The sequence below is a fragment of the Shewanella vaxholmensis genome (genome assembly GCF_031932135.1).
Taxonomy (GTDB): domain Bacteria; phylum Pseudomonadota; class Gammaproteobacteria; order Enterobacterales; family Shewanellaceae; genus Shewanella; species Shewanella hafniensis.
The window spans coordinates 11,297-35,297 of the sequence record NZ_JAUOEV010000032.1; the positions used below are offsets into that span (position 1 = coordinate 11,297).

General features: G+C 45.7%; 22 protein-coding genes. 13 read left to right on the forward strand and 9 right to left on the reverse strand.

Translation table 11 applies throughout. The annotated features are described in order from the left end of the window. Nucleotides 1-282: 282 nt before the first annotated feature. Nucleotides 283-1,650, reverse strand: a complete 1,368-nt coding sequence (gene bioA / locus Q4Q46_RS20065; RefSeq protein ID WP_311906885.1) for an adenosylmethionine--8-amino-7-oxononanoate transaminase — start codon at nucleotides 1,648-1,650, stop codon at nucleotides 283-285. A gap of 122 nt (nucleotides 1,651-1,772) precedes the next feature. On the opposite strand from bioA, the gene bioB reads away from it, so the two are divergent. The 4 genes from bioB to bioD all read left to right on the forward strand — a co-directional run bounded on the left by bioB (nucleotide 1,773) and on the right by bioD (nucleotide 6,347). Beyond that, nucleotides 1,773-2,825: a biotin synthase BioB gene (bioB, locus tag Q4Q46_RS20070; protein ID WP_006081265.1), complete on the forward strand. Its 1,053-nt coding sequence runs from the start codon at nucleotides 1,773-1,775 to the stop codon at nucleotides 2,823-2,825. Between the two features lie 209 nt (nucleotides 2,826-3,034). Next, complete coding sequence (locus Q4Q46_RS20075) at nucleotides 3,035-4,255, forward strand: aminotransferase class I/II-fold pyridoxal phosphate-dependent enzyme (RefSeq protein ID WP_311906886.1); 1,221 nt, start codon at nucleotides 3,035-3,037, stop codon at nucleotides 4,253-4,255. A 64-nt stretch (nucleotides 4,256-4,319) separates the two neighbouring features. Continuing rightward, on the forward strand, nucleotides 4,320-5,426 hold the full coding sequence (locus Q4Q46_RS20080; protein WP_311906888.1) for a methyltransferase domain-containing protein: 1,107 nt from the start codon (nucleotides 4,320-4,322) through the stop codon (nucleotides 5,424-5,426). 180 nt (nucleotides 5,427-5,606) lie between these two features. Further along, a complete protein-coding gene (gene bioD / locus Q4Q46_RS20085) occupies nucleotides 5,607-6,347 on the forward strand; it encodes a dethiobiotin synthase (protein WP_311906889.1) in 741 nt (246 codons plus the stop codon). A 173-nt stretch (nucleotides 6,348-6,520) separates the two neighbouring features. Here the strand turns inward: bioD and Q4Q46_RS20090 are convergent, their stop codons facing one another. The 5 genes from Q4Q46_RS20090 to Q4Q46_RS20110 form a co-directional block, all read right to left on the reverse strand. After that, nucleotides 6,521-6,796 carry an HU family DNA-binding protein gene (locus Q4Q46_RS20090; protein ID WP_006086318.1) on the reverse strand — a complete coding sequence of 92 codons (276 nt, stop codon included), beginning with the start codon at nucleotides 6,794-6,796 and terminating at the stop codon, nucleotides 6,521-6,523. A 281-nt stretch (nucleotides 6,797-7,077) separates the two neighbouring features. After that, entirely contained in the window at nucleotides 7,078-7,989 is a 912-nt protein-coding gene (locus Q4Q46_RS20095; protein WP_311906890.1) for an ABC transporter ATP-binding protein, read from the reverse strand. After that, nucleotides 7,986-8,816: an ABC transporter permease subunit gene (locus tag Q4Q46_RS20100; RefSeq protein WP_106650248.1), complete on the reverse strand. Its 831-nt coding sequence runs from the start codon at nucleotides 8,814-8,816 to the stop codon at nucleotides 7,986-7,988. Before Q4Q46_RS20100 ends, Q4Q46_RS20095 begins: the two co-directional genes overlap by 4 nt. Before the next feature lie 47 nt (nucleotides 8,817-8,863). Next, nucleotides 8,864-9,556, reverse strand: a complete 693-nt coding sequence (locus Q4Q46_RS20105) for a YceH family protein (protein WP_311906891.1) — start codon at nucleotides 9,554-9,556, stop codon at nucleotides 8,864-8,866. A 133-nt stretch (nucleotides 9,557-9,689) separates the two neighbouring features. Next, nucleotides 9,690-10,532, reverse strand: a complete 843-nt coding sequence (locus Q4Q46_RS20110; protein WP_311906892.1) for a CvfB family protein — start codon at nucleotides 10,530-10,532, stop codon at nucleotides 9,690-9,692. A 714-nt stretch (nucleotides 10,533-11,246) separates the two neighbouring features. On the opposite strand from Q4Q46_RS20110, the gene Q4Q46_RS20115 reads away from it, so the two are divergent. From Q4Q46_RS20115 to Q4Q46_RS20150, 8 genes are all read left to right on the forward strand, one after another. Beyond that, nucleotides 11,247-11,399, forward strand: coding sequence for a hypothetical protein (locus Q4Q46_RS20115; protein ID WP_011846564.1), 153 nt, complete (start codon nucleotides 11,247-11,249; stop codon nucleotides 11,397-11,399). Nucleotides 11,400-11,886: 487 nt separating this feature from the next. Further along, the gene (gene speA / locus Q4Q46_RS20120) at nucleotides 11,887-13,800 is read left to right on the forward strand and encodes a biosynthetic arginine decarboxylase (protein ID WP_106650251.1); all 1,914 of its coding nucleotides are present in this window, start codon (nucleotides 11,887-11,889) and stop codon (nucleotides 13,798-13,800) included. Nucleotides 13,801-13,963: 163 nt separating this feature from the next. Further along, the gene (locus Q4Q46_RS20125) at nucleotides 13,964-14,905 is read left to right on the forward strand and encodes an adenosylmethionine decarboxylase (protein WP_311906896.1); all 942 of its coding nucleotides are present in this window, start codon (nucleotides 13,964-13,966) and stop codon (nucleotides 14,903-14,905) included. Between the two features lie 28 nt (nucleotides 14,906-14,933). Next, complete coding sequence (gene pdxH / locus Q4Q46_RS20130; protein WP_311906893.1) at nucleotides 14,934-15,572, forward strand: pyridoxamine 5'-phosphate oxidase; 639 nt, start codon at nucleotides 14,934-14,936, stop codon at nucleotides 15,570-15,572. 73 nt (nucleotides 15,573-15,645) lie between these two features. Beyond that, complete coding sequence (locus tag Q4Q46_RS20135; RefSeq protein ID WP_220776286.1) at nucleotides 15,646-16,098, forward strand: YaiI/YqxD family protein; 453 nt, start codon at nucleotides 15,646-15,648, stop codon at nucleotides 16,096-16,098. A 155-nt stretch (nucleotides 16,099-16,253) separates the two neighbouring features. Then, a complete protein-coding gene (locus Q4Q46_RS20140) occupies nucleotides 16,254-16,829 on the forward strand; it encodes a YceI family protein (RefSeq protein ID WP_220776285.1) in 576 nt (191 codons plus the stop codon). Nucleotides 16,830-17,005: 176 nt separating this feature from the next. Then, nucleotides 17,006-17,362, forward strand: coding sequence for a DUF3802 family protein (locus tag Q4Q46_RS20145; protein WP_220776284.1), 357 nt, complete (start codon nucleotides 17,006-17,008; stop codon nucleotides 17,360-17,362). A 152-nt stretch (nucleotides 17,363-17,514) separates the two neighbouring features. Next, entirely contained in the window at nucleotides 17,515-17,877 is a 363-nt protein-coding gene (locus Q4Q46_RS20150; RefSeq protein ID WP_311906895.1) for a SpoIIAA family protein, read from the forward strand. A gap of 10 nt (nucleotides 17,878-17,887) precedes the next feature. Here Q4Q46_RS20150 and Q4Q46_RS20155 read toward each other — a convergent pair whose 3' ends face one another. From Q4Q46_RS20155 to nhaB, 3 genes are all read right to left on the reverse strand, one after another. Continuing rightward, nucleotides 17,888-20,518, reverse strand: a complete 2,631-nt coding sequence (locus Q4Q46_RS20155; RefSeq protein ID WP_311906897.1) for a PAS domain-containing protein — start codon at nucleotides 20,516-20,518, stop codon at nucleotides 17,888-17,890. Nucleotides 20,519-20,700: 182 nt separating this feature from the next. Further along, nucleotides 20,701-21,228 (reverse strand): disulfide bond formation protein DsbB, encoded by a 528-nt coding sequence (gene dsbB, locus Q4Q46_RS20160; protein ID WP_220592713.1) that lies wholly within the window; start codon nucleotides 21,226-21,228, stop codon nucleotides 20,701-20,703. Between the two features lie 89 nt (nucleotides 21,229-21,317). Beyond that, the gene (gene nhaB, locus Q4Q46_RS20165) at nucleotides 21,318-22,919 is read right to left on the reverse strand and encodes a sodium/proton antiporter NhaB (protein ID WP_261273041.1); all 1,602 of its coding nucleotides are present in this window, start codon (nucleotides 22,917-22,919) and stop codon (nucleotides 21,318-21,320) included. Nucleotides 22,920-23,220: 301 nt separating this feature from the next. Here nhaB and fadR point away from each other — a divergent pair, with 301 nt between their 5' ends. Beyond that, nucleotides 23,221-23,937, forward strand: coding sequence for a fatty acid metabolism transcriptional regulator FadR (fadR, locus tag Q4Q46_RS20170; protein WP_311906898.1), 717 nt, complete (start codon nucleotides 23,221-23,223; stop codon nucleotides 23,935-23,937). The last annotated feature ends 64 nt before the right edge of the window (nucleotides 23,938-24,001 follow it).

Below are 24,001 nucleotides of genomic sequence, written 5' to 3' on the forward strand. Positions count from 1 at the left end.
GGGTAAAGTTAGCGATATAAGCATTGCTGGCTTTGGTAAAATTTCCAGTTGATGGATTAAATTAATCGGCTAAATTGCGGAGTTTTAATAGGAATTGTGAGCAATGTTGCAATTGCAACCTTAGTGCTTTTAGCTATCGAGAGGATGCGAGGTTTGTATTCTGGGTAAGACTGCCGAGTGACTTAACACCGCTGTATAGTTTAAACCCCTGCGCACTTTTAACGATGCGCAGAGGGTTATCTATTTGAAGGATGTTTACGTTGAAGGCTTATGCTGTTGGTATTAACCGTGGCTGATAAGCTGTGGCTCGGCACTGGCGGATGTTGCAATAATGCCTGTCGCGACTAGCTTCATCGCACCTGTGAGTTGGCTTAATTGCGCTGGGCTTATCACATAGGGCGGCATGATATAGATAAGGTTAGCGAAGGGGCGAACCCACACGCCTAAATCAACAAATTGTTGCTGCAACTCTGCCGTGTTGACGGGTTCATGCATCTCTAACACGCCTACTGCCCCAAGTACTCGCACGTCTTTTACACTCGGTAAATCAATCGCATCCTTAAGTTCTAAGCGCATTTGCTGCTCGATAGCGGCCACTTGCGCTTGCCATTCATTGCGGCTGATTAAGTCTAAGCTCGCACATGCGGCCGCGCAGGCCAGCGGGTTACCCATAAATGTCGGCCCATGCATAAACACGCCAGCGGGAGATTGGCTTATTCCTTGGGCAACTTTATCGGTACATAGCGTTGCCGCTAGGCTGATGTAACCGCCCGTTAGCGCTTTACCTAAACATAAGATATCTGGAGTGATATTGGCGTGTTCATAGGCAAACAGCTTACCTGTACGGCCAAAGCCCGTGGCGATTTCATCAAGGATAAGCAGCACATTATATTCATCACACAGGGCACGAAGACCCACTAAATAATCTGCGCTGTAGAAACGCATTCCGCCTGCGCCTTGCATGATCGGCTCTATGATCACAGCGGCAATATCATGGTGATTTGCACTTAAAATGCTGCGTATTGCGGTTAAATCATCGGCTTGTAAGGTTTCGCCAAAGGCGGTTTGTGGCGCGGGCACAAAGGATTGTTTCGTTACCGCATCGCCAAACATAGTGTGCATGCCACCTTCGGGGTCGCACACGCTCATGGCGGCAAAGGTATCGCCGTGGTAACCCTTCTTAACGGTAAGAATGCGTTGTTTTAGCGGCCGCTCTTTATGTGCGCTTTGCCCCTGCGAGCTCTTACCTTGCAAACTCTGACCTTGCCAATATTGCAACGCCATTTTGATCGCCACTTCCACTGAGATAGAGCCAGAGTCGCATAAAAAGACTTTCGTCAGCGGCTCGCAGGTCATAGCGATAAGTTTTTTGCACAGTTCAATGGCGGGCTCATGGGTGATGCCGCCAAACATCACATGGCTCAGCTGATGCAGCTGTTTTTCCATCGCGGTTAATATCTCGGGATGCGCATAGCCGTGCACACAGGCCCACCATGAGCTAGTGCCATCGACCAGCTTGCGGCCATCGACGAGTTCGAGCTCGCAGCCCTTTGCGCTATGTACACCAAAAACAGGAAGAGAACGGGTCATTGAGGTGTAAGGATGCCAAATATGGGCGCTATCAAAATCAAAATCGAGTAAATTGCGCATAAATGCTCACTAAGTTGGTGGTAAAGTAGCCATTAGTAAACTGGATTCACTGGTTGGCGTTGACAGTTTAAGGGCTGAGGTTATCCTAGCCAAGATAAAAGACAGAATAAAAAGGGTGTTCAATGTCGCAGTTGCAAGTTCGTCATGATTGGAAGCGGGAAGAAATCGAAGCCTTATTTGCGCTGCCGATGAATGATTTGTTATTTAAAGCCCATAGCATTCACCGTGAAGTGTACGATCCCAATGAAGTGCAAATTAGCCGCTTGTTATCGATTAAAACCGGTGCTTGCCCTGAGGATTGTAAATACTGCCCGCAGAGCGCCCGTTATGACACAGGTCTAGAGAAAGAGCGTTTGCTGGCAATGGAAACTGTGCTGACCGAAGCTCGCAGCGCTAAAGCCGCGGGGGCTTCTCGTTTCTGCATGGGGGCCGCTTGGCGTAACCCCAAAGAAAAAGACATGCCGTACCTTAAGCAAATGGTACAAGAAGTCAAAGCCTTAGGCATGGAAACTTGCATGACGCTCGGCATGCTTTCTGAAGATCAGGCGAACGATTTAGCCAGTGCAGGCTTAGATTATTACAACCACAATTTAGATACCTCGCCTGAATACTACGGCGATGTGATCACCACTCGTACCTATCAAAATCGTTTAGATACACTGACAAATGTGCGTGCTTCAGGCATGAAAGTCTGCTCTGGCGGGATTGTCGGCATGGGTGAAAAAGCGACTGATCGTGCAGGCTTACTGCAACAGCTGGCTAATTTACCGCAGCACCCTGATTCTGTGCCGATCAATATGTTAGTCAAAGTGGCGGGCACGCCGTTTGAGAAACTTGACGATCTCGATCCTCTCGAGTTTGTGCGTACTATTGCCGTGGCACGTATTTTAATGCCACTTTCGCGCGTGCGTTTATCGGCAGGCCGCGAAAATATGAGTGATGAACTGCAGGCCATGTGTTTCTTTGCTGGCGCGAACTCGATTTTCTACGGTTGTAAATTGCTGACTACGCCAAACCCAGAAGAAAGCGATGATATGGGGCTATTCCGACGTTTAGGTTTACGTCCAGAGCAGGGCGCAGCGGCAAAATTGGAAGAAGAAAGTGCAGTATTAGCCAAAGCCGCGGCCTATCAAGATAAGTCATCGGCACAATTCTATGACGCGGGTGCTTTGTAAGAATACTGAGTTCATGTTGTTTGACGTACCTCATTGAATAACATGTCAATCCTGTTGGTCGTAGTCTGTTTTGACTGCGGCTGATAGGCATATTCAATGTGCTCCATTCCTAAGGCAACCGTCTTAAACCGAACACTCATAGGGTAATCATTGTTGAGACCATTGTTGAAACAGTCATATTTGAGACAGTCATGCTTGAGGCTACATCGATGAGTTCTCTGCTTGAGACTAAAATTGCCGCCCGTCAGCATGCTTTGCGTGAGCAAGGATTACTGCGACAACGTAAAGTGCTGAGTGTCGATCATGCCCTTAACACCAACGCATCCACTTCGAGTCCGCGCTTTGTGTTCGAAGGTCGCGCCTATGTCAATTTCAGCAGTAATGATTATTTAGGTTTATCCCGCGTACCACAACTCGCTGAGGCCTTGCACCTTGGCGCGCAAACCTACGGTGTGGGTAGCGGCGCATCGCCCTTAGTGACAGGATACAGTGACGCACATTTGGCGCTGGAGCGTGAGCTTTGCGCCTTAACGGGGCATGAAGCGGCATTGTTATTTTGCTCGGGCTTTAGTGCTAATACGGCACTGATGAAAACCCTGTTTGATCAGCACGATATTGTGGTTGCCGACAAACTCGTACATGCCTCCATTATTGATGGTTTGCAAGATAGTGGCGCGCAGCTGAAACGTTTTTTACACAATTCCTTAGAAAGCGCTGAGCGGTTACTCGCTCGACATCAGACATCGGCGTTAATCACTGAAAGCGTGTTTAGCATGGACGGAGATTGTGCACCGATTGCTGAGTTATCGGCGCTTTGTCGCCAACATCATGCTTGGTTTATTGTCGATGATGCCCATGGTTTTGCGGTGCTCGATGGCTATAACAATGCAGATGCCGCCAAGCTTATCGATGTGCAAGTGGTGACCTTTGGTAAAGCCTTAGGTTGCCAAGGCGCGGCCGTGTTGGGGAGTCAGGCGCTGATCGACTTTTTGGTCAGTAACGCCCGTGAATACATTTACTCGACCGCTTTATCGCCCGCCAATGCTGCGTTGGCCTTAGCCGCGACTCAGTACAGCACAGCACATCCCGAATTACAGCAAAAACTGCTTGAGAATATTAAGCTATTCAAACGGTTATGCCGCGAGGCTAATGTGCCACTTTTAGGTTCAGATACCGCGATTCAGCCGCTGATCATTGGGGATGCGCGGCAAACATTGCAAGTGGCCGAGGAGCTAAGGGCTGCAGGAATTTGGGTTGGCGCGATTCGCCCGCCGACCGTGCCTGTAGGCTCTGCGCGTTTACGTATTACTTTAACGGCAGCTCACGCCGCGGAAGATATCGCAACGTGTGTTGCGCAATTAGCTCAAGTGCTCAGTCGCGTCGGTGTGCCGCTTGTGACTGAACGACAAGCTACGGATGAACACAGATAAATGTACGCTATAGAACGCGTTATTCTATTGAATTTTAAGTTTTTATGGTTGAGTGTTAACTGCAATGCCAAGCCCGATTAAATCCAGCAAGCCCAACGTTAGTGAGTCCAAATATTGCGAGTCAACACCTTACGAGTTGAATGTGAGCGAATCTGCTGTAATGCAAGCTTTTGAAAAACAAGCAATTGAAAAACCAGCTGTTGGAAAAAGAGCAATTGACAAAGAATCCAATGTTCACGGCGCTCAGATTGCGGAACGGTTTTCAGCAGCGGCCCATAGTTATCAAGACCATAATCAGTTACAGCGTCTGAGTGCCGCCAGTTTACTCAGTGAGTTTACCGCCAAAGGTCATCTGTTAGATATTGGCGCAGGCCCTGGGACCGATTTTGCGGCGTATCACTGTGCGCATCAATCTGCACATCACTCAGATCATGAATCGGCACATCAATCAGGGTGTCAATCAGAGCATCACTCTGAGCATGGTTCGACACTAAATCCGTCGACAACGGTGTTTGCTGTGGATATCGCCCTTGGCATGCTACACAAACTAAAACAAACTTATCCCGATTATCACGGCGTTTGTGCCGATGCCGAGTGTTTACCTTTTGTCGATGGCTGCATCGATGTGATTTATTCGAATTTGGCTTTGCAATGGTGTGGGAATTTCGCCGCTGCGGTCGCCGAAATGGCGCGAGTGCTTAAGCCAAATGGCGAGTGTCATTTGAGCCTAGTAGCGCAGGGAAGTTTGAATCAATTAGCCGAATTAGGCTTAAGATTGAATGACTTTTCGACGCTAGAGTCGCTAAAAGCGGCATTTAAACTCGATACATGGCAGTCGTTAGAGGTGCAGCTCATTCCTATGACAGTGCATTTTGATACGCTCAAAACCTTACTCTATTCCATTAAAGGGGTAGGCGCATCAGTGCAATCGCTCAGCTCAAGCCATTCAGCTCATTCAATCAGTTCAGCCAACTCAACCCGTTTAATTGACTCAACAACGCAAGCAGCAGGAGAAGTTGCTGGTGCAATCGCCGCTGCAGATTTAGCTCCGCGGCTGCGTGGTCGCCAAGATTGGCTGGCAATGCAGGCCAAAGCCGAATCTTTACGTGTACCCCAAGGTTTACCGTTAACCTATCAGATAGTGCAGATACGTGCTCGGCGCGGGATATAACAGTTTCGCGCTATGTTTAAGCTACAGCAGTGTTCTAGCTACAGCAGTTATCATGCAAATATATTTAGCATTGGTGAGCGATAGGGGCTTTAGTGTGTAGATTTATGGATTGGTTGCTTTTAGCTTCATCCCGAGTGTATTTCATAAAGACCACTCAGTAGCGACAGATAAGGATCTAATATGTTTTTTGTAACAGGTACAGATACCGACAGTGGTAAAACCTTAGTTTCATCGGCGCTGTTAACTGCTGTAAACCGTTTGGGCGCGATAGCCAGCGCTGACTCGGCTGTGAGTATTTTGGCTTCTAACACGCTGTCTACCTTAGGTGTTAAGCCCATCGCCTCGGGCTGTGCGCAAACCTCCGAAGGCTTACGTAATGCCGATGCGCTGCAACTGATGACGTCATCTTCACTAAAACTGGCCTATTCCACCATCAATCCTTTTACCTTCGAGCCTGCGATTGCGCCGCATATTGCTGCCGCCCAAGTGGGCGTGGGTTTAGCGCCTGAAGTCATTATCGAAAGCTTGGATTTAGCAGCATTTGCTCAAGCGGATTTTTGTCTGATTGAGGGCGCGGGTGGCTGGCGTTTGCCCTTAGGCGAGGGCCGATATTTATCGGAAGTGGTACAGAGATTAGAACTGCCAGTGATACTCGTGGTGGGCATGAAGCTCGGTTGCTTAAATCACGCACTGCTCACTCAAGAGGCAATATTGGCCGATGGGCTTAAGATTGCAGGTTGGGTCGCCAATCGTGTCGACCCGAATATGAGTATGTTTGCGGAAAACTTGGCGAGTCTTAAAGAGATGATGTCAGCGCCTTTCCTCGGCTGTGTGCCTTTTCTTGATGATCCCAGTGCTGAAAATGCCGCCGATTATCTTGATACTTCGCCGCTTTTTCAAAGCGCAGAGGCTAATGCATAGGCAGTGCCTAACTAATGTTTAGCCGCTGAGCGGCTTAATGTTTTCCGCTAAGCGTTACCGCTAATGTCTTTAGACAAAAAATAAGCCTCACATTACGTTGAGGCTTATTTATATCAAGGCTGCTGATTAATGTTCGCAAATGAGTGACTGCACATTAAAGCTAAGCGTTGCTATCAGCGATTGATCTGTTGCTTCAATGCCGTTGAGGCTTTAAAGCTGGGCTGATTGTAACCGTCGATTTCTATGGCTTCGCCCGTTTGTGGATTACGGCCCGTTTTAGCGACATGGTATCTCAGTTCAAAGGTGCCAAATTGCGGCAGGAAAATTTTCTCGCCTTCGCTCAAGGCGACGTGGATCTGTTGCAATATCTGCTCAACCACAGGTTTAGTGCTCGCTTGCGATGCGTTGAGCTCGGCGGCAATACGTTGGATAAGTTGTGCTTTGTTCATAGATACCTCTGAAGTCAGCTTAGGTTCAATCGAAGGGGAGTTATAACAAGCTCGCCTTAAGATTGAAAGTCATAGCTAGCTTAGCGCGGTTGATTGGTGTTTTATTGACAGACTTGTGATGCTTATGGTGGCTGAGTGTTGCTAAAGTGAGCAGCAGTTTGTCAGTATTGAGTGGCCTAAAGGCTGAGTTAAAAGGCTTAAGCGCAAGGCGTATTGCGCTTAAGCCATGAGTAACACTATTTAACAGCTGGCTGATGAGATACCAACTTTTTAAAGCTCGCCTATGAAAAGAGCGTTTCTTCCAAGGTACGACCTTTCAGCAGCATCTTGTATTGCCACTTATGTTGGTTGAATAGGGTAAATAGGCGCATTTCAATATCACTGTTCTGTGCTTTTTCTGCATCCGTGGCAAGCTGGATAATAAACACCTTGCTCTGTTTTGAGCTGACGTTCACCACGCCCGCCAGTTTCGTCACTTCCGCTTGCAGCAAATCACTGTCACAGCTTTGCATGGTTAACGTCAGGTAATCACTGTCGGTCGATGCATGCATAGACACGGCTTGGCTCAATTGTCCCTTATCTAAATACAACACCTGATCGCACAGCTTTTCGAGCTCATCGAGATTATGCGAGCTGATCATAAAGGTCGTGGTGGGCGATAGGGCTTTGACCAGCTCGCGGACTTTTTTCGCATTGGCAGGGTCGAGTCCCGCCGTCGGCTCATCCAATAACACTAATTCTGGCGAGCCAATGAGCGCCTGCGCAATCGATACGCGTTTACTCATACCGTGGCTAAGACTGGGTGGTTTTTGCTCGGCGACGTCAGCCAAATCGACTAAGGTCAATACGCGAATGGCCTCTTGTCTGGCTTGTTCAACGCCCATGCCCTGCAAACGCGCGAAAAAGCTTAATTGGCTAACAATGGTCAAATTGGGATCGAGCACCGCATCCTGGGGTAAAGCGGCAATTTTACCTAAAAGTTTAGGGCTATTAGGCGCTTCACCGAGCAGGGTTATTGTCCCGGCACTTGGCGACATATAGCCGCATAACAGGCTAAAAAGCGTGGTTTTACCCGCACCATTGGGACCAACAAGGGCGATGGGGGCACCCGCTTCTAGGCTGAAGTTAACATCATTCAGCGCCTTTTTGCTGCCGTAAAGCTTTGACAGTCCTTGGCATTGGATCAGACTCATAGCGAGCTCCTTTGCATATACATTCTGCCGAGTAAGAGGGCCGCAGCGGTTTGGATCAGTGGAATAGGGGCATAAACTAAACTATTGAGTCCATTGGTATTGAGCATGTCCGACAACTGAGCACCGGGTAATATCCATTGCAGCTGAGCCAATACGTTAGATTGGCTGCCTAACACCATGATGGCGATGGAAATCACAGTCCATAAAATGGTCGCAAACACCATAGCTTGGCGTGCCGTGCGCGCATACAGGGACAATAAGGTCATCACTGCCGTGTAGGGCAAGATCACTATGATGAGGTTAAGGCCAACTAAGGCGCCAGAGGTTAACGCCGGTAAAAAAAGCTGGCTGTCACGGCTGAGCGCGAGGGCGACAGTGGCGATAATCGTCAATAGGATCAGCAAGCCTTGGATCAGAATTTGGCCGAGAAAACGCCCGAACAATAAGCTGTCACGGCTAGTGCGCAGGGTTAAAAAGCGCAGTGTGCCACGGGTTTTATCGGAAGAGAATTGATCGGCGGCGATCAAAATACTGAACAGTGGGAATAAATACAGCGCAAAGCACCAAAACACCGCCATTTCGGCTACAGGCCACTCAAAGAGCACGTTGAGGGTATTGGCCCCAAATAAGCTGTCGATGACATCTTTTACATTGGGCTGCAATAACATCGCCGATGCGCTTTGAATGGGATAAAGCAGGAGTACGCCCCACACTAAACCAAAGGCGACCAAGGCGATGATCCCTCGGGTATTAAATAAAAATTTACGCAGTTCAAACATGGCGATAATAAGCATGTTGTTGAAACTGCTGGGTGGATTATTGGTCATTTGCTGTCTCTATTATTCTTGACGCTATGATTAGCTTTAAAAGACGATTAACTCAACGAGGCGATTAACTCATCGAGCTTTTGCGTCAGTTCAGCCACCTGTTGCTCAAGCTCTGTCACTCTTTGGGTTAATTCATGCGGCTCAGCAGCCAAAGACACTGCGACATGGGCGGCACTATGGTTGGTAGTCTGGCTGGCAGTATGAGTATTATCTGGCTGCGCAGTTTCGAGCTGCGACGAGGCGGCAGAGAATAATTCCACATAACGGGATTCGCGGCGACCGGCTTCTCTGGGCAACTGTTTTAAGAAAGGTTTTTCGCGGCTCATTAATTGGCGGATGCAATCTTCCACTTCGATCACGTCTTTAAATTCGTGTAGGCGATTACTGCGAGTGCGCAGTTCTCCTGGCGTTTGTGGACCACGTAATAGCAACAAACAGACGATGGCGAGTGCTGCGGAGGACAGTTGAAGTTCACTGAATTCGGTATTGCAGAATCTGTGCTTGTATTTCACGACGCGGCTGCCGAATCCCGACTGTTCGCTGATCAAACGTTTCCGATTTAGGGAATCAACGGCGATTTGCACTTGGGTTTCACTGAGTTCGAGTATCGGCTCGCGACTGGTTTTTTGATTGCAGGCTAAGGTCAATGAGTTTAGCGAGAGAGGATATTGCTCTGGGGTGGTGATTTCTTTCTCAAGCAGGCATCCGATGACTCTGGCTTCGTGTAACGTGAGTTCCATATAAGCTCCAAAGAAAAAAGCATGGCTTTGTTTATAACAGAGCCATGCTTAATATCCTAGGAGTTGTCAGTCAAACTTTGCCTTAGTGGCGGTAAACTGTACAATTTTAACGCTAAGTACTGAACAGAGTTGATTATTCTGCTGTTTCAGTTAAACGCAGGCCATCATTATCTATACTCAGTTGACCATTCTTAAATAAGCCACCTATGGCTTTTTTGAAGGCTTTTTTACTCATACCAAGCTGATCGTAAATGATTTCAGCATCGGTTTTATCAGTCAGAGCTAAGAAGCCGCCAGCCTGTTTGAGTTTGATCAGAATGATGTGGGCGTGCTTATCTAATTCTTGTTTACTGCCTTGTTGCAGCACAAGATCAATTTTACCATCACGGCGCACTTGTTTGATGAAACCTTTGAGTCTTTGGCCGAAACGCAGTTTTTGGAACACTTCGTTTTCGTAAATCACGCCCCAATGGGCATGATTAATAATGGCTTTGTAGCCTAAATCTGTGGTGCCGCCGATATATAAATCGACCTGCTCACCGACAATGTACTCTGGCTCTGTCTTATCGAGGAACTTATCGATTTTTGATGAGGCCATGATGCGTTCATCGGCGCGGTTAGCGTGCACATAAACCAGATAAGAGCGACCTTCTTCGATAGGCTTGTGTTGCTCACCAAAGGGCAGCAATAAGTCTTTATCTAAGCCCCAGTCTAAAAAGGCGCCATAAGGACCGGTTGCAACGGCTTTTAAATAGGCAAATTCACCTACCTGTGCCAATGGACGGCGCGTGGTGGCAATCACGATATCTTCAGAATCTAGATACAGAAACACGTCAAGCAGATCACCGACTTGGCAGTCTTTTGGGGTGACTTTGTTTGGCAGCAGTACTTGCCCTAATTCGTGGGCGTTTAAATACACGCCAAAGCTGACTTGTTTTACAACCTCAAGTTTGCAGGTTTTACCTATCTGTACCATGGATCTCTCTGTGCATAATGGAATGTGATTCGGCTGCGATTATACACTTCGGTGCTGAAACTGCAGCATTATTGTCTTTGGGTTTTATCTTAGGGCGATTCAGCCGTTAATCATCACCGCTGTTTAGTTGGATGTTGGTAAGGGCTATGACAAGAAATGTGGTTGGAAAAGTGATGAGGATTGTTACTAGGAATGACCTCATATTGGTATCTGGGATTGTCTTAAGTTTTAAGGTGGAATTGCGCCTCGGTTTATGGCTTAGGTTTATGGCTTATTGGGGCTGAATTTTGCAATGTGATATTGAGCGCTAGGCTTTAGCCAATGACTGCACGTGGGCGGGGCTAAAGTGACACACAAAATGAAGGGTTATTTGCGGCAATAAATGTCAAAAAAGTTACAAAGGCTATTAAAAAATATTGAACAGACGAGTACGGCGTTCATGCGCTAACTAGCTAATATTATTCAGCTTAATGCTAATGCTCAGTAGGTGGTTGTTAAGCGGGTGTTTATTATATTTTAATGCGAAATATTAAATGAGATTCTTGCTTGCATTCTGTGACATTGCGCGGTTTAATTGCGCCGTTCAACGACTTCGCTCGTTAGAGACATTACAAATATTACGTGAGTAGTAAAGGTTTTATGGTTCAGCAGTCATTAACCGTGTAATTGACAACATATCGAATTACATGGGGTTAAGAGGGTTTTTATTAGCTAATGCACAAGCATCCATTTTTTGCACTTTGCCTAAAAGTGTCACAATGCCAACGCTCGATTGTCGTGCCATACGATGATACTGGCCTTAAGCATCTCACGTTGATCCGCATCAATTCTGGCCGCGAAGAAGCCAATAGTCCCCTGTTAAAATAATCTTGCCTAGAGATAAGCTGGTTTGGCGTTTTCGCTAGTTCGGTTTTGTCGGTTTTCGTTTTCTACATGTGTTATCGGTTTCTGAAGGTCTTAACTTCTTTCGAACGTCTTTAAGCTGCTTATTAGCTTGATGTTTTAAGGATGCGACTTAGGACTTCATTCGGCTTTTTGGCGGTATTTTCGGCCTTTAGCCTTAAGATAAATACAAGCGAGGCAAGTAAAGATAGCTTTACTGGGAGAAGGGAATAAGCTTCTCCATCAATATGATAGGATATAGTGCGTTAAGATGAATTGTCTCTTGCGCTATTAATGAAAATCGCGGCAATGTCACTTACACTAGCGTGACGTTGCGGCATTAAGTAGAAGGTGAAATCCACCTTCGTGTATGTCAGGTAAGGTGTCCCTTTGCCTGGGTTTGTCGAACGGGCGGTTGTGCTATTAAGTCATAACCGTTTAACCCATTTTTTAATAGACGGGCTAAATAATAATGAATGATTGGTCTATTGATGATGCTCGTGCTGGGTACAATGTTACTCACTGGAGCCAAGGTTTTTATGGGATCAGCGATCACGGTGAGGTGACAGTGTCACCGGACCCAAAAAATCCTGATTACAAGATTGGCTTAAATGAGCTAGCCAAAGACATGGTTAAAGCGGGCGTCGCTTTGCCTGTACTAGTTCGTTTTCCGCAGATCCTGCACCACAGAGTGAACAGTTTGTGCCAAGCATTCGACCAAGCGATACAGAAGTACGAGTATCAGGCGGACTATTTGCTGGTTTACCCGATTAAAGTAAACCAACAGCAAACTGTGGTGGAAGAGATCCTGGCGAGTCAGGCATCAAAAGAAGTACCACAACTGGGTTTAGAAGCGGGCAGTAAGCCTGAGCTGATGGCTGTGTTAGCCATGGCGCAAAAAGCCAGTTCAGTCATTGTATGTAATGGTTATAAAGATAATGAATATATCCGTTTAGCACTGATTGGTGAAAAGTTAGGCCATAAGGTTTACATCGTTTTAGAAAAACTGTCTGAACTGAAAATGGTGTTAGCTGAATCTAAACGTTTGGGCGTTAAACCGCGTTTAGGTTTGCGTGCGCGTTTAGCATTCCAAGGCAAAGGCAAATGGCAGGCGAGCGGTGGCGAGAAGTCTAAGTTCGGTCTATCAGCAGCACAAATTTTGCTGGTGGTTGAACAACTTAAGCAACACGACATGCTGGATTCGCTGCAGTTACTGCATTTCCACTTAGGTTCGCAAATCGCCAACATTCGTGATATTCGCCAAGGTGTGAGTGAAGCGGGTCGCTTCTACTGTGAATTACGTGAATTAGGCGCAAGTGTTAACTGCTTCGACGTTGGCGGTGGTTTAGCGGTGGATTACGATGGCACACGTAGCCAAAGTAATAACTCGATGAACTACGGCCTGACCGAATACGCTAACAATATCGTTAACGTATTGACCGACATCTGTAATGAATACGAGCAACCTATGCCACGTATTATTTCAGAATCGGGTCGCTATTTAACCGCGCACCATGCTGTGCTTATCACCGATGTTATTGGTACTGAAGCCTATCAGCCTGAAGATATTCAAGCCCCAGCTGAAGAGTCACCACAGTTATTACATAACATGTGGCATTCATGGTCAGAGATCAGCGGCCGCGCCGATCAACGCGCCTTGATTGAGATTTACCACGATAGCCAAAGTGACTTACAAGAAGCGCATTCACTGTTCGCTTTAGGTCAATTGAGCTTAGCGGAGCGTGCGTGGGCTGAACAAGCTAACCTGCGGGTTTGCCATGAAGTGCAAGGGCTATTGAGTGCGAAGAACCGTTATCACAGACCGATTATTGATGAGCTCAATGAAAAGTTAGCCGATAAATTCTTTGTTAACTTCTCATTATTCCAGTCACTACCGGATGCTTGGGGTATTGACCAAGTGTTCCCAGTATTGCCATTATCGGGTTTAGACAAAGCCCCTGAGCGCCGTGCTGTGATGCTCGATATCACCTGTGACTCTGACGGTATTGTTGATCAATACGTTGATGGACAAGGGATTGAAACCACATTGCCAGTGCCAGCTTGGAGTGCGGATAGCCCGTACCTGATTGGTTTCTTCCTTGTGGGTGCCTACCAAGAAATCTTGGGTGATATGCACAATTTGTTTGGTGATACTAACTCTGCGGTTGTTCGCATCGAAGATAACGGTGTGACGAACATTGAATCGGTATTGGCGGGTGATACTGTCGCTGACGTATTGCGTTACGTTAACTTAGATGCGGTGGCCTTTATGCGCACTTACGAAGAGTTAGTGAATCTGCATATTGCCGAAGATGAACGCGCACAAATTTTAGAAGAACTGCAAGTTGGCCTGAAAGGCTACACTTACTTGGAAGATTTTTCTTAAGATATTTTTCTTAAGATTTAGTGTGTTAAAATAAATCAGCCTAAGGTCACTTAGGCTGATTTTTGCTTTCTGGACGATATTTATTTATCGTCCGTGGGTGCTATTACGGCGTAAAGGATGTCAACAGCAAGGGCGCATAGCGTTTAATGGAGTTAAGGATTTGATGTTTTTTGAAGGCTCAGAAAAGAAACTTGAGATCATCGTGGCGGCGTCTGCGCCGAATTTACGTGAACTCGATGTGAGTTTTTGGTCAGCCTTAGTCAATTGTGCCCATGCCGAGATTTTGTCGCAGCTAAGTAATGCTGATTGCGATGCCTACCTGTTGAGTGAATCTAGCTTGTTTGTCTGGCACGACAGATTTGTCATGCTCACCTGCGGCAATAGTACTTTAGTGGACGCCGCCTGTTATTTTATCGACGCGCTTGGCGTGCCTGCCATGGCGTTGGTGAGTTATCAGCGTAAAAACGAATACCAAGCCCACCTGCAAACCACGAGTTTTGCTGATGATGTTGGCAAGCTGCGTCAGCGTATCGCGGGTAAGGCAATGAGAGTGGGGCATTTAGACAGTCATCATCATTATTTTTTCTGCTCTGATAGTGATTATCGTGCACCAAAGGATGATCAAAGCTGTGAGCTGTTGATGTACCACATTCGTGGTGAGCTAGCCGATTATCTAAATGGTGGCTCGCAAAGCAAAGCTGAAATTTGTGCCGCACTCGAACTTAACGATTTATTCCCAGACTTTGAGCTTGACGCCCATTTATTTGACCCCTCAGGTTTTTCTATGAACGGTCTCTGGGGCAAGTATTATGTGACCTTGCATATTACGCCCCAAAGCGAGAATGCCTGCGCTAGCTCCTATGTGAGCTTTGAAACGAATCTGGATTTAGCCCAGTATCCGCAACAACTCTTAAGACGATTATTAGCACTATTTTCTCCCGTCAGTTGGGACACTATTGGCTTTAATATCAACGACTCAACGCAGGGATTTCCTGCCCATTTATGCTTAGGGCGTGGCTCATTAACGACTGAGCAAGGTTATGATATTCGCTTTAGCCACTATCAGCAGCTTGATGCTGAAGTGCTGATCCCTGAATTCATGTAAATTTTTGGCATTTACTTAAGGAAACCCCATGACAGATCTCAGTGATATCCGCCGCGAGTATGCTAAAGGCGGCTTAAGACGTGCCGACTTACCGCAAAACCCAATGGACTTGTTTGAACTGTGGATGACGCAGGCGAGGGATGCGGAACTTAGCGATCCAACGGCTATGTGTGTGGCGACTGTGGACGAACACGGCCAACCTTTTCAACGGATAGTGTTACTTAAAAGTTTTGATGACACTGGTTTCGTATTTTTTACTAACCTTGGTAGTCGCAAAGCCCAGCAAATTGCCGCCAATAATAAAGTCAGTTTGCATTTCCCTTGGCATCCTTTAGAGCGGCAAGTGTCGGTGCTCGGTGAAGCGCAGTCGTTGTCTACCGCCGAAGTGCTTAAATACTTTATGACCCGTCCTAAGGACAGTCAAATTGCCGCTTGGGTGTCGCAGCAGTCGAGTAAACTTAGCGCGAGACAAGTACTTGAAGGTAAATTCTTCGAAATGAAGGCTAAGTTCGCTAAAGGCGATGTGCCTTTACCCAGTTTTTGGGGCGGTTACTTAGTCAGACCTTCGAGTATCGAATTTTGGCAGGGGGGAGAACACAGGCTGCATGATCGTTTTATTTATACTCGCCATGAGACTGAGTGGGAAATCGATCGTTTAGCGCCATAGTCGGGTGCCCCCTTTGGTATTGCATTGCCTAAAACTGAGTCTGTGAACCTAACAGCAACAGAGTGAAAAGACATTGAGTGATTATAAAATTTGGGTAGATGCGGACGCGTGTCCCAATCCTATCAAAGAAATCCTGTTTCGTGCGGCGGAGCGTAAAGCTTTGCCGCTGGTGCTGGTGGCTAATCAAATGATCCGCGTACCGCCATCGCCCTACATCAGCCAAATTCGCGTTGGAGCGGGTTTTGATGTGGCGGATCAATACATTGTCGACCATGTTGAGCCAACGCATTTAGTGATCACCGCGGACATTCCCTTAGCGGCTTTAGTCATCGAAAAGGGCGCCTTGGCACTCAATCCCCGTGGCGAGCTTTATACCGTCGATAACATAAAACAAAAGCTGACGATGCGCGATTTTATGGAAGACTTACGGGGTTCAGGCGTGCACACCGGCGGGCCGGATTCGTTTTCCCAAGCGGATAAACAGGCGTTTGCCAATAGCTTAGATAAATGGCTAGTTAGAGTATGAAGTATAGTTTACTGGTCGCTAATGGATAAAAAGAGTATCTTTAGCTGAAGTTATGCGATGTGGATCACGGTTAACTGGGCATTATTTTCGCCTGCTGCAGATGTCGATTTGCTTTACTGCATGGCTTTTAAACTCACTTTTTGAGGACGGATACGATGAAAAAATGGATGGGAATTGTTGCCTTATCGGCGATCGCCAGTTTTAGCTGCGCCGCGCAATGGCAAGTAATGGATCAAGACTCGCGAGTCAGTTTTATTTCGGTAAAGAAAGGTGACATTGGTGAAGTCCATCACTTTAAACAGCTCAAAGGTACGCTAAAAGAGGATGGTCAATTCGAATTAACCATTCCGTTAATGGGCGTCGCCACTGGTATTGATGTCCGCGATGAGCGGATGCAGAATTTATTGTTCGAAGTGTCTTTATATCCTGAGCTTAAACTGTCGTCTCAAGTTGACACTAAAATGCTAAAAGATCTCGGCATTGGTGAGACTAAAGTCGTTGATATCGATGGTAAAATTGCATTGCATGGTAAATCGCAAACTAAAACTTTTTCGGTAATTATCACTAAAGTTTCTGATAAAAAGCTGTTAGTGAACAGTTTTCAGCCGATAATTGTGAATGCCAATGAGTTTGATCTTGTCGCAGGCATTGATAAATTACGTGAAATTGCGGGTTTATCGAGCATTAGCCAAGCTGTTCCTGTGTCATTTGTACTAACCTTAACTCAGTAACTTCAATAAGATTGGTGTAGATCAATACGTCAGTTATCGAAGATAGGCTAGAGTTAAATAAGTGGCGTATGCTGGATCTCGATGAGAAGCCGAATTTTCGGCTTCTTTGATATTTCCGATTGTGGTATTAATAGCACCACACTAGATATTAAGTTAATGAGTTTAAAGGGTAAAAAATGGTCACAGATAAAGATGGTTACATGCATTTGGTCCAGTATTTAACTGAACATCTTGGCTTATTTGAAACACCAAGTTCTGAGGTGATTTCAGACGATACTGTGATGGAATTGTTTGAAGAGCAATTGTCGGCGCAGATCATTATGGTGTGTGGTCAAAATCCGTCATTGTCTTTCGCGCAGCGCAACATGATTATCCGCGAAGTTGATGCGATTGTGTATGATTTAGAAGAGATTTTAGCTTCAGTTGCCAATCATAAAGCTACACCTGCTCAGACGTTATTTATTACCGAATTTTCCGGTTTAATTAAGAATTTGTTCGATCAAGAAATCGCTAAACAACAAGTCAGCGCCTAATCAGAAGGGCGCTTTAGCTTTGAGTGGCAAGCCGCTCAAATCGGCTTAACGTAAAATAAACCACTCTCTTTTCCTGCATTTATGCCATTGTCTGTGTATCTTTAGTATGTGAGCTTTCATTATTTTATTCGTGTATTGATAAGGAGTGTTCAATGCTAACGATCTCTTCAGGCCATGCCCATGACATATTGGCAGTTGTCGCATCTGGCCGTGTTAATCATAAGGATATTGAAGGCTATCTAGTTCCCGCCATTGAAGCTAAGCTGCAAGATCACGCCAGTATTCGCCTGTGGTACGAGTTTTCCCCTGAGTTTGAAGGTATATCTGTCGCTGCCCTGTGGGACGATGCGGTACTCGGCTTATTTCACTTAAGTGATTTCTCAAGAGTGGTCATGATTGCTAACCAAGCTCAAACAAGCGCTATGGTCAATGCGCTTGCCTGCATGCTGCCGTGCCCTGTAAAGGTATTTGCTGCCGATGAGCAAAGCCAAGCTAAGGCATGGCTTGATCAGTAAGCCACCCTCTTTATTGTGACGCTAAGTTTGTGTTAAGCGGCCAATGACACTGTATGTGTGTGCCTTGGTTTAACTGGCTGCTGATGGTCAAGCTGCCGTTGAAGTCGTTTTTGAGCCACAGATTGATACAGGTTAAGGTCCCGAGACAGAGTTCTTGCTCCAGTTCCTGTCGCAATTGCGTGAGCTGCGCCTGTGTCATACCAATGCCATTATCGAGAATACTGATTTGTAGCACGTCGTTCGATTTGTCGATGGCGATGGTGATTTCACGCTGTTCGTTGTGAGTCTTAAAAGCATGATTCAAAGTGTTAGTCATTAAGCGATAGAAGAGTTGCAGATATTGCCAAGCTGGGCCATCTATGATGATGTTTTCCTCACAATTGAGCACTATCTCCACGTTTGCTTTTGCTAGTTGCACTTTTAGTAAACCTAGTAAATGACGCATAAATTGCGCCAGATGCAATGGACGAATATCGTTTTGATGATTGGTTAGCAGCTGGGCAATATGCCGCAATTTCTCTGCCTGAGTTACCATGACTTCGGTGATCTGAGTGCTGTAATTTGTCTCGTTCGTTTGTTGCAGTTGGCAAACTTTGGCGAGTAGCAGGTCTTGCTCATGCATGACCTGAGTCATCATTTCAGCTAAGAAGTTTTGCATTAACTGTTGGCTTTGTTCACGGCTGAGATTGAGTTGATGATGCTTTTCGAGCATTTTAGTTAATGCTTCTTGCTCTTGGTAAAGCTCATTATTATGTTGATTGATAAGGCGAACTTGCTCTTGTAGATGATTGAGCGTCTCAACTTGTCCTAAGAGTAATTTCTCCTGTTCCTGCTCTTTAATTTTTTTCAAGGTGATATCAAAGGCGATAGCGCCGACCGCAATCACAGTATCGTCATCATCTTTGATCTTAAATTTGGTCACGATATACATAAGATTCCCCAGTGGTGAGGGAATGGCTTCTTCAAAATTGATGGCTTCGTTATTGTGCAGTACGCGTTGATCGTTTTGTTGATACTCGTGGGCAAATTGGCTAGGAAATACCTCGAAATCCGAGGCGCCAATTATGCGTCTGCGTTCTATACCTAAGATTTCGCAGTACTTGTCATTCACTAAAATATATTTGCCGTGCAGATCTTTGACATAGATAAGATTTTGGGAAAATTTCAGTAAAGCCCTTAGTTGTTCCTTATGGCGTTTTAATTCAAGTTGGAACAGGTTTTGGCTCTGCAATTGTTGTTCTAGGGCAAGATTACTGGCATCTAAACTCGCCATGGCCACTTCAAGTTGTTGCGTGCGCGACAGGAATGTCTTGGCTAATAAGCCAATTTCATCTTGGCTGTTTTTAGCTTTAAGTTCAATTGAGGCGGAATCGTTACGTTTTAAGGCTTGGACGATTTCAATAATCGGGGTAATAAACAACCTATGTTGGAGCAAGAATAATAGGATTAAGCCTAAAAGCTGGATACACACTAAATAAATACCGACCTTTTCAACTAAGTGTTTGGCGGTATCTTGCAGTGGCGAAATTGGGGTGACAACTAGTACTTTCCAATAGGTATTAGGCATTAAAAATACCGAAACCAGAGACGCTGTTTTTAGAATGGGATCATGGGCTAAGGTTACTGAAGTCAGTAATTTTGGGGTGGTAAAATGGTTTAAGGCATTGTTATTGACGATGGCGGCTAACATGTCGCGCTCATCTTGATGACTTAGCCGAGTCAAATGCTGCATCTGTTCTTGGGTAAAGACGCGCTCGGCCACGGCTTCTGCGATAAATGCCTTATCCGCATTGTGTAATGCCGCTTCGATGGGACTGAAGTCTGGCTGTTGGTTAACGAGATGATTAAAAGTGACAAAGGTGTGGCTGGTATTAGCTTGATGCTGAAGATTGTTATCGCCATGGGGATAGGCGAGTACTTGATTTTGATGATCTAAGGCAATGACATAACCCCTAACATCCACCATCACATTGCGTAATAGGGCATTGAGTTTTTCTAAACTGATATCTACGGTTGCTGCACCAATAAATTGATGGTCCATCCACATAGCACCTGAAGCCGTGATCATGGACTCATGGGTGGTGGGGTCGAAATAAGACTTTGACCAGAAAATTTTGCCCGCGGGGAAATAGCGTGTCGGGCGATACCATTCTTCGGTGTGATAACTCGGAAACGTGTCCTTGTTATAGCTATCAATGGCAACTAATTCATCGTTGACATTGTGGGCCCAGAATAGGCTATCGCGAAATTTTTGTTGATTAAACGCGCCGGGTTCGGGCCATACGCCGCCACCAGAGATAATGCGTTGTTGGTTAGCGAGCGTCAGCAGGCTGGGGATGGTTTTCACCAGTTGCTCATGATCATAGCGGTAAAGTTTTGTAATACTGGAAATTGAACCGACAACGGTTTCGACCTGTGAAGTCATTTCCTGCAGTTTGGCTATGATTAATTGGCCATAGTTCTGGTTTAATACGGCTTGTTGATCAAGCACTTGTTGGCGTTGAATGCTGAGAATGACCCAAGCTGTGCTGCAAATCAAAATTGCGGCAATGACAAGTTGGATAAGGCTAAATTTGAACGGCAAACTGTTTTGCCATTGGGTTAAGGCTGTATGTGGCTCAGATGTCGAACTTTTTCCCATAATCACCAGTTTCCAAATCATCACCTTTTCATTGAGCCAGTGTAGCGCGTTCTCGCTGTTTTGCTATGAGCAGATGTTTAAGTTGCGGCGATTGAATGGGATAAGCGGCGGGAATCAGTCGTAAACTGTGAATAAAATTGTTAATTAAAGGCAGGGTTGATCCCTGCCTCATCTCAAACGGGTTATTTATAAAGAGAAGGTTTATTTGAACCACTCAGGATAGGCACAATAAAGAGTAACCAAGCCACTAGGAAGCCACTGAAAGCTACTACCATCCATTCGGCCATCGTCACACCCATAAAGACCCAAGGCACATCAGTACACATGCCCGTAGGCATCATAATGGAAGGGAACCATTCGTGTAATGGCATCCAAGCGGGGAATTCAGGTAAGAATGAACACGTTGAGAAAGGCGATGGGTTGGTTTGCATGTCTACCAGCGATAGCGCTAGCTTTAATCCCCAAGTTGCACTGATGGCCCAAATAATAGCCGCGAGAATCCTCACTATGCGATATTTTGGCGCTGTCATGCCGATAAGGCCCGCTGCTAATATACCAAATACAGCAAGTCTTTGATAAATACACATAACACAGGGATCGAGTTTCATTATATGTTGAAAATACAGTGCGCTTAACTCTAAGCCGAGGGCTGTGCTTGCGAGAATAAACCAAGACGAACGGGAATGGGCAAAGCGAGTAATGACAGTCAAAGTGAGCTCCATATCAACAAAAAACGCCCTCAGACATGGGGCGTTTTTTTGACTCTACTTATTAAATAAAGTTCAGTCAATAGAGAAGTTTAATGTCCAGACACTGTGCCTAATACTTCTTTTGCACTGTGATGGATGATTGTATGGGAATCATAGAAATATTGAGTAGCTTGCTCTAAGAATCCCGTTTCAATCGCCATAACGCCCACAATGGATAGCACGATAGTGTAGGGCAATGCCATCCAAACCATTCTGCCATAGGACAAGCGGATAAGCGGCGCTAAGGCTGATGTTAGTAAGAACAAGAACGCGGCTTGACCATTAGGTGTCGCCACCGAAGGCAAGTTAGTCCCAGTATTAATTGCAACGGCCAGTAAGTCGAATTGATCACGGGTGATTTGGCCGTTAATCAATGCAGCCTTCACTTCATTGATATACACAGTGCCGACGAACACGTTGTCACTCACCATAGACAGTAATCCGTTGGCGATGTAGAAAATCACTAACTGGGTATTGCCTTCATAACTCAGTGCCCATTGGATAACGGGGGCGAATAAGTGTTGATCGATAATCACGCCAACTACCGCAAAGAACACTGCTAATAACGCGGTAAAAGGCAGTGCTTCTTCGAAGGCTTTACCAAGGGCATGTTCATCGGTGACGCCGTTAAAGGCTGTGGTCAAAATAATTACAGAAAGACCAATTAAGCCCACAGAAGCTAAGTGTAAGGCAAGCCCCGCTATTAACCAGACACCCACTATCGCTTGGACGATTAACTTCATGTTGTCTTTGTTGGTTCGACGGGCATCTTCATGGGCGGCATATTCACATAAGATCCGATGCACGGCCGTTGGTAATTTAGCGCCATAACCAAAAATGCCAAATTTTTCAACTAAGTAGCAGGTTAAGACACCTGAAATCAATACCGGAACAGTAACCGGTGACATACGTACGGCGAATTCACCGAACTGCCAATTGGCCTGTGCGGCAATGATAAGGTTCTGTGGCTCACCTACCATAGTGCATACGCCGCCGAGTGCAGTACCCACACCCGCATGCATCAACAAATTACGAAGGAAACCACGGAATGCACCGAGTTCTTCTTCGTTCAATATATCTTCACCCGCAGCGTTTTTCTCTTCGGAGGTATGATCGTGATCGGCGCCGAAATCTTTTCCAGAAGCGACCTTGTGGTAAATAGAATAGAAACCCACAGCGACTGCGATAATCACGGCAATAACTGTTAATGCATCTAAGAAGGCCGATAAAAACGCTGATGCCAAACAAAACATTAACGACACTAAAATTTTAGAGCGGACTTTGGTGATAATTTTCGTGAAGCCAAATAACAGCAACTGCTTCATGAAATAAATACCAGCGACCATAAATACCAAGAGTAATAATACTTCGAGGTTGGCTTCTATTTCATGCAAGACTTGGCTTGCCGATGTCATGCCAATTGCGACTGCTTCAATCGCTAATAATCCGCCAGGCTGTAATGGATAACATTTTAATGCCATTGCTAAGGTAAAAATAAATTCAAGCACCAATACCCAGCCGGCCACAAAGGGGTCGACATAGAAAAAGAGTAGTGGATTGATAATTAAAAATGACAGTATTGCGGTTTTGTACCACTTAGGAGAATTTCCTAAGAAGTTCCCAATAAACGCCTGACTCATTGTCGCCGGCATGGCAGCCTCTCTTCTAATTATGTTAAAAATTGCACGTGTTTAATATCAATACCTGCGTTTGTTAAATCAGTCTAGCCTAAAGAGAAAGCTAATGTAATGAGATACTGATACCCACATTTCAAAAAGCGGAGCTAATCGGCAAAATTGGCGTTTGCTGCCTTGATCTTGGTCGTTTTTTTGAGCGATTGTGTGACATTTACACGGCGATAACACAGTGAATTTAAGTCAATGGTTTCCATTTTTTACCGCTCTGGTATGATCAGTGACCATTACGACGCACAACAACTGGATAAGTGGGCTGATGATTATCAATGCCAAAGGACCTGCAAGTTTTGCAGAGAAGTATATTGTGAGATCCATTTGGGATAATAAATTTCCTCCAGGGTCCATTTTACCGGCTGAACGTGAGCTTTCGGAATTGATCGGTGTGACTCGCACCACTCTGCGTGAAGTGCTACAGCGCTTAGCCCGTGACGGATGGTTGAAAATCCAACACGGTAAACCAACGCGAGTGAACAATTTCTGGGAAACCTCGGGCTTAAACATTCTTGAGACGATTGCCGATCTTAATCCTGAAGGATTTCCGGTATTGGTTGACCAACTCTTGTCGGCCCGTACTAACGTCAGTGCTATCTATTTCCGCGGTGCCCTGCGTTATAACCCAGACACGGCTGTGAATGTGCTCGCCAAAATTCATCAGCTTGAAGATACGGCTGAATCCTATGCCGAATTCGACTATTTATTGCATCATACCTTAGCTTTCTCCTCCGGGAATCCACTTTACGTATTGATATTAAATGGATTTAAGGGATTGTATAGCCGAGTCGGTCGCTATTATTTCACCAGTTCTGATGCGCGATTATTGGCTTTGAATTTTTATAAAGAGTTAGAGTTACTGGCTCAAGCGAAAAATTATCTCGACGTCCCAGCGCTGATGCGCACCTATGGCATTAACAGCGGTAAGATGTGGTTACAATTACGTGATGATATGCCCGCGTCTATTGCACAGGACAATTAATTGCGGCTATTGATGTCGCATTAAAATAGCGATAAATACACAAAAGCCGTTTCCAATGGAAACG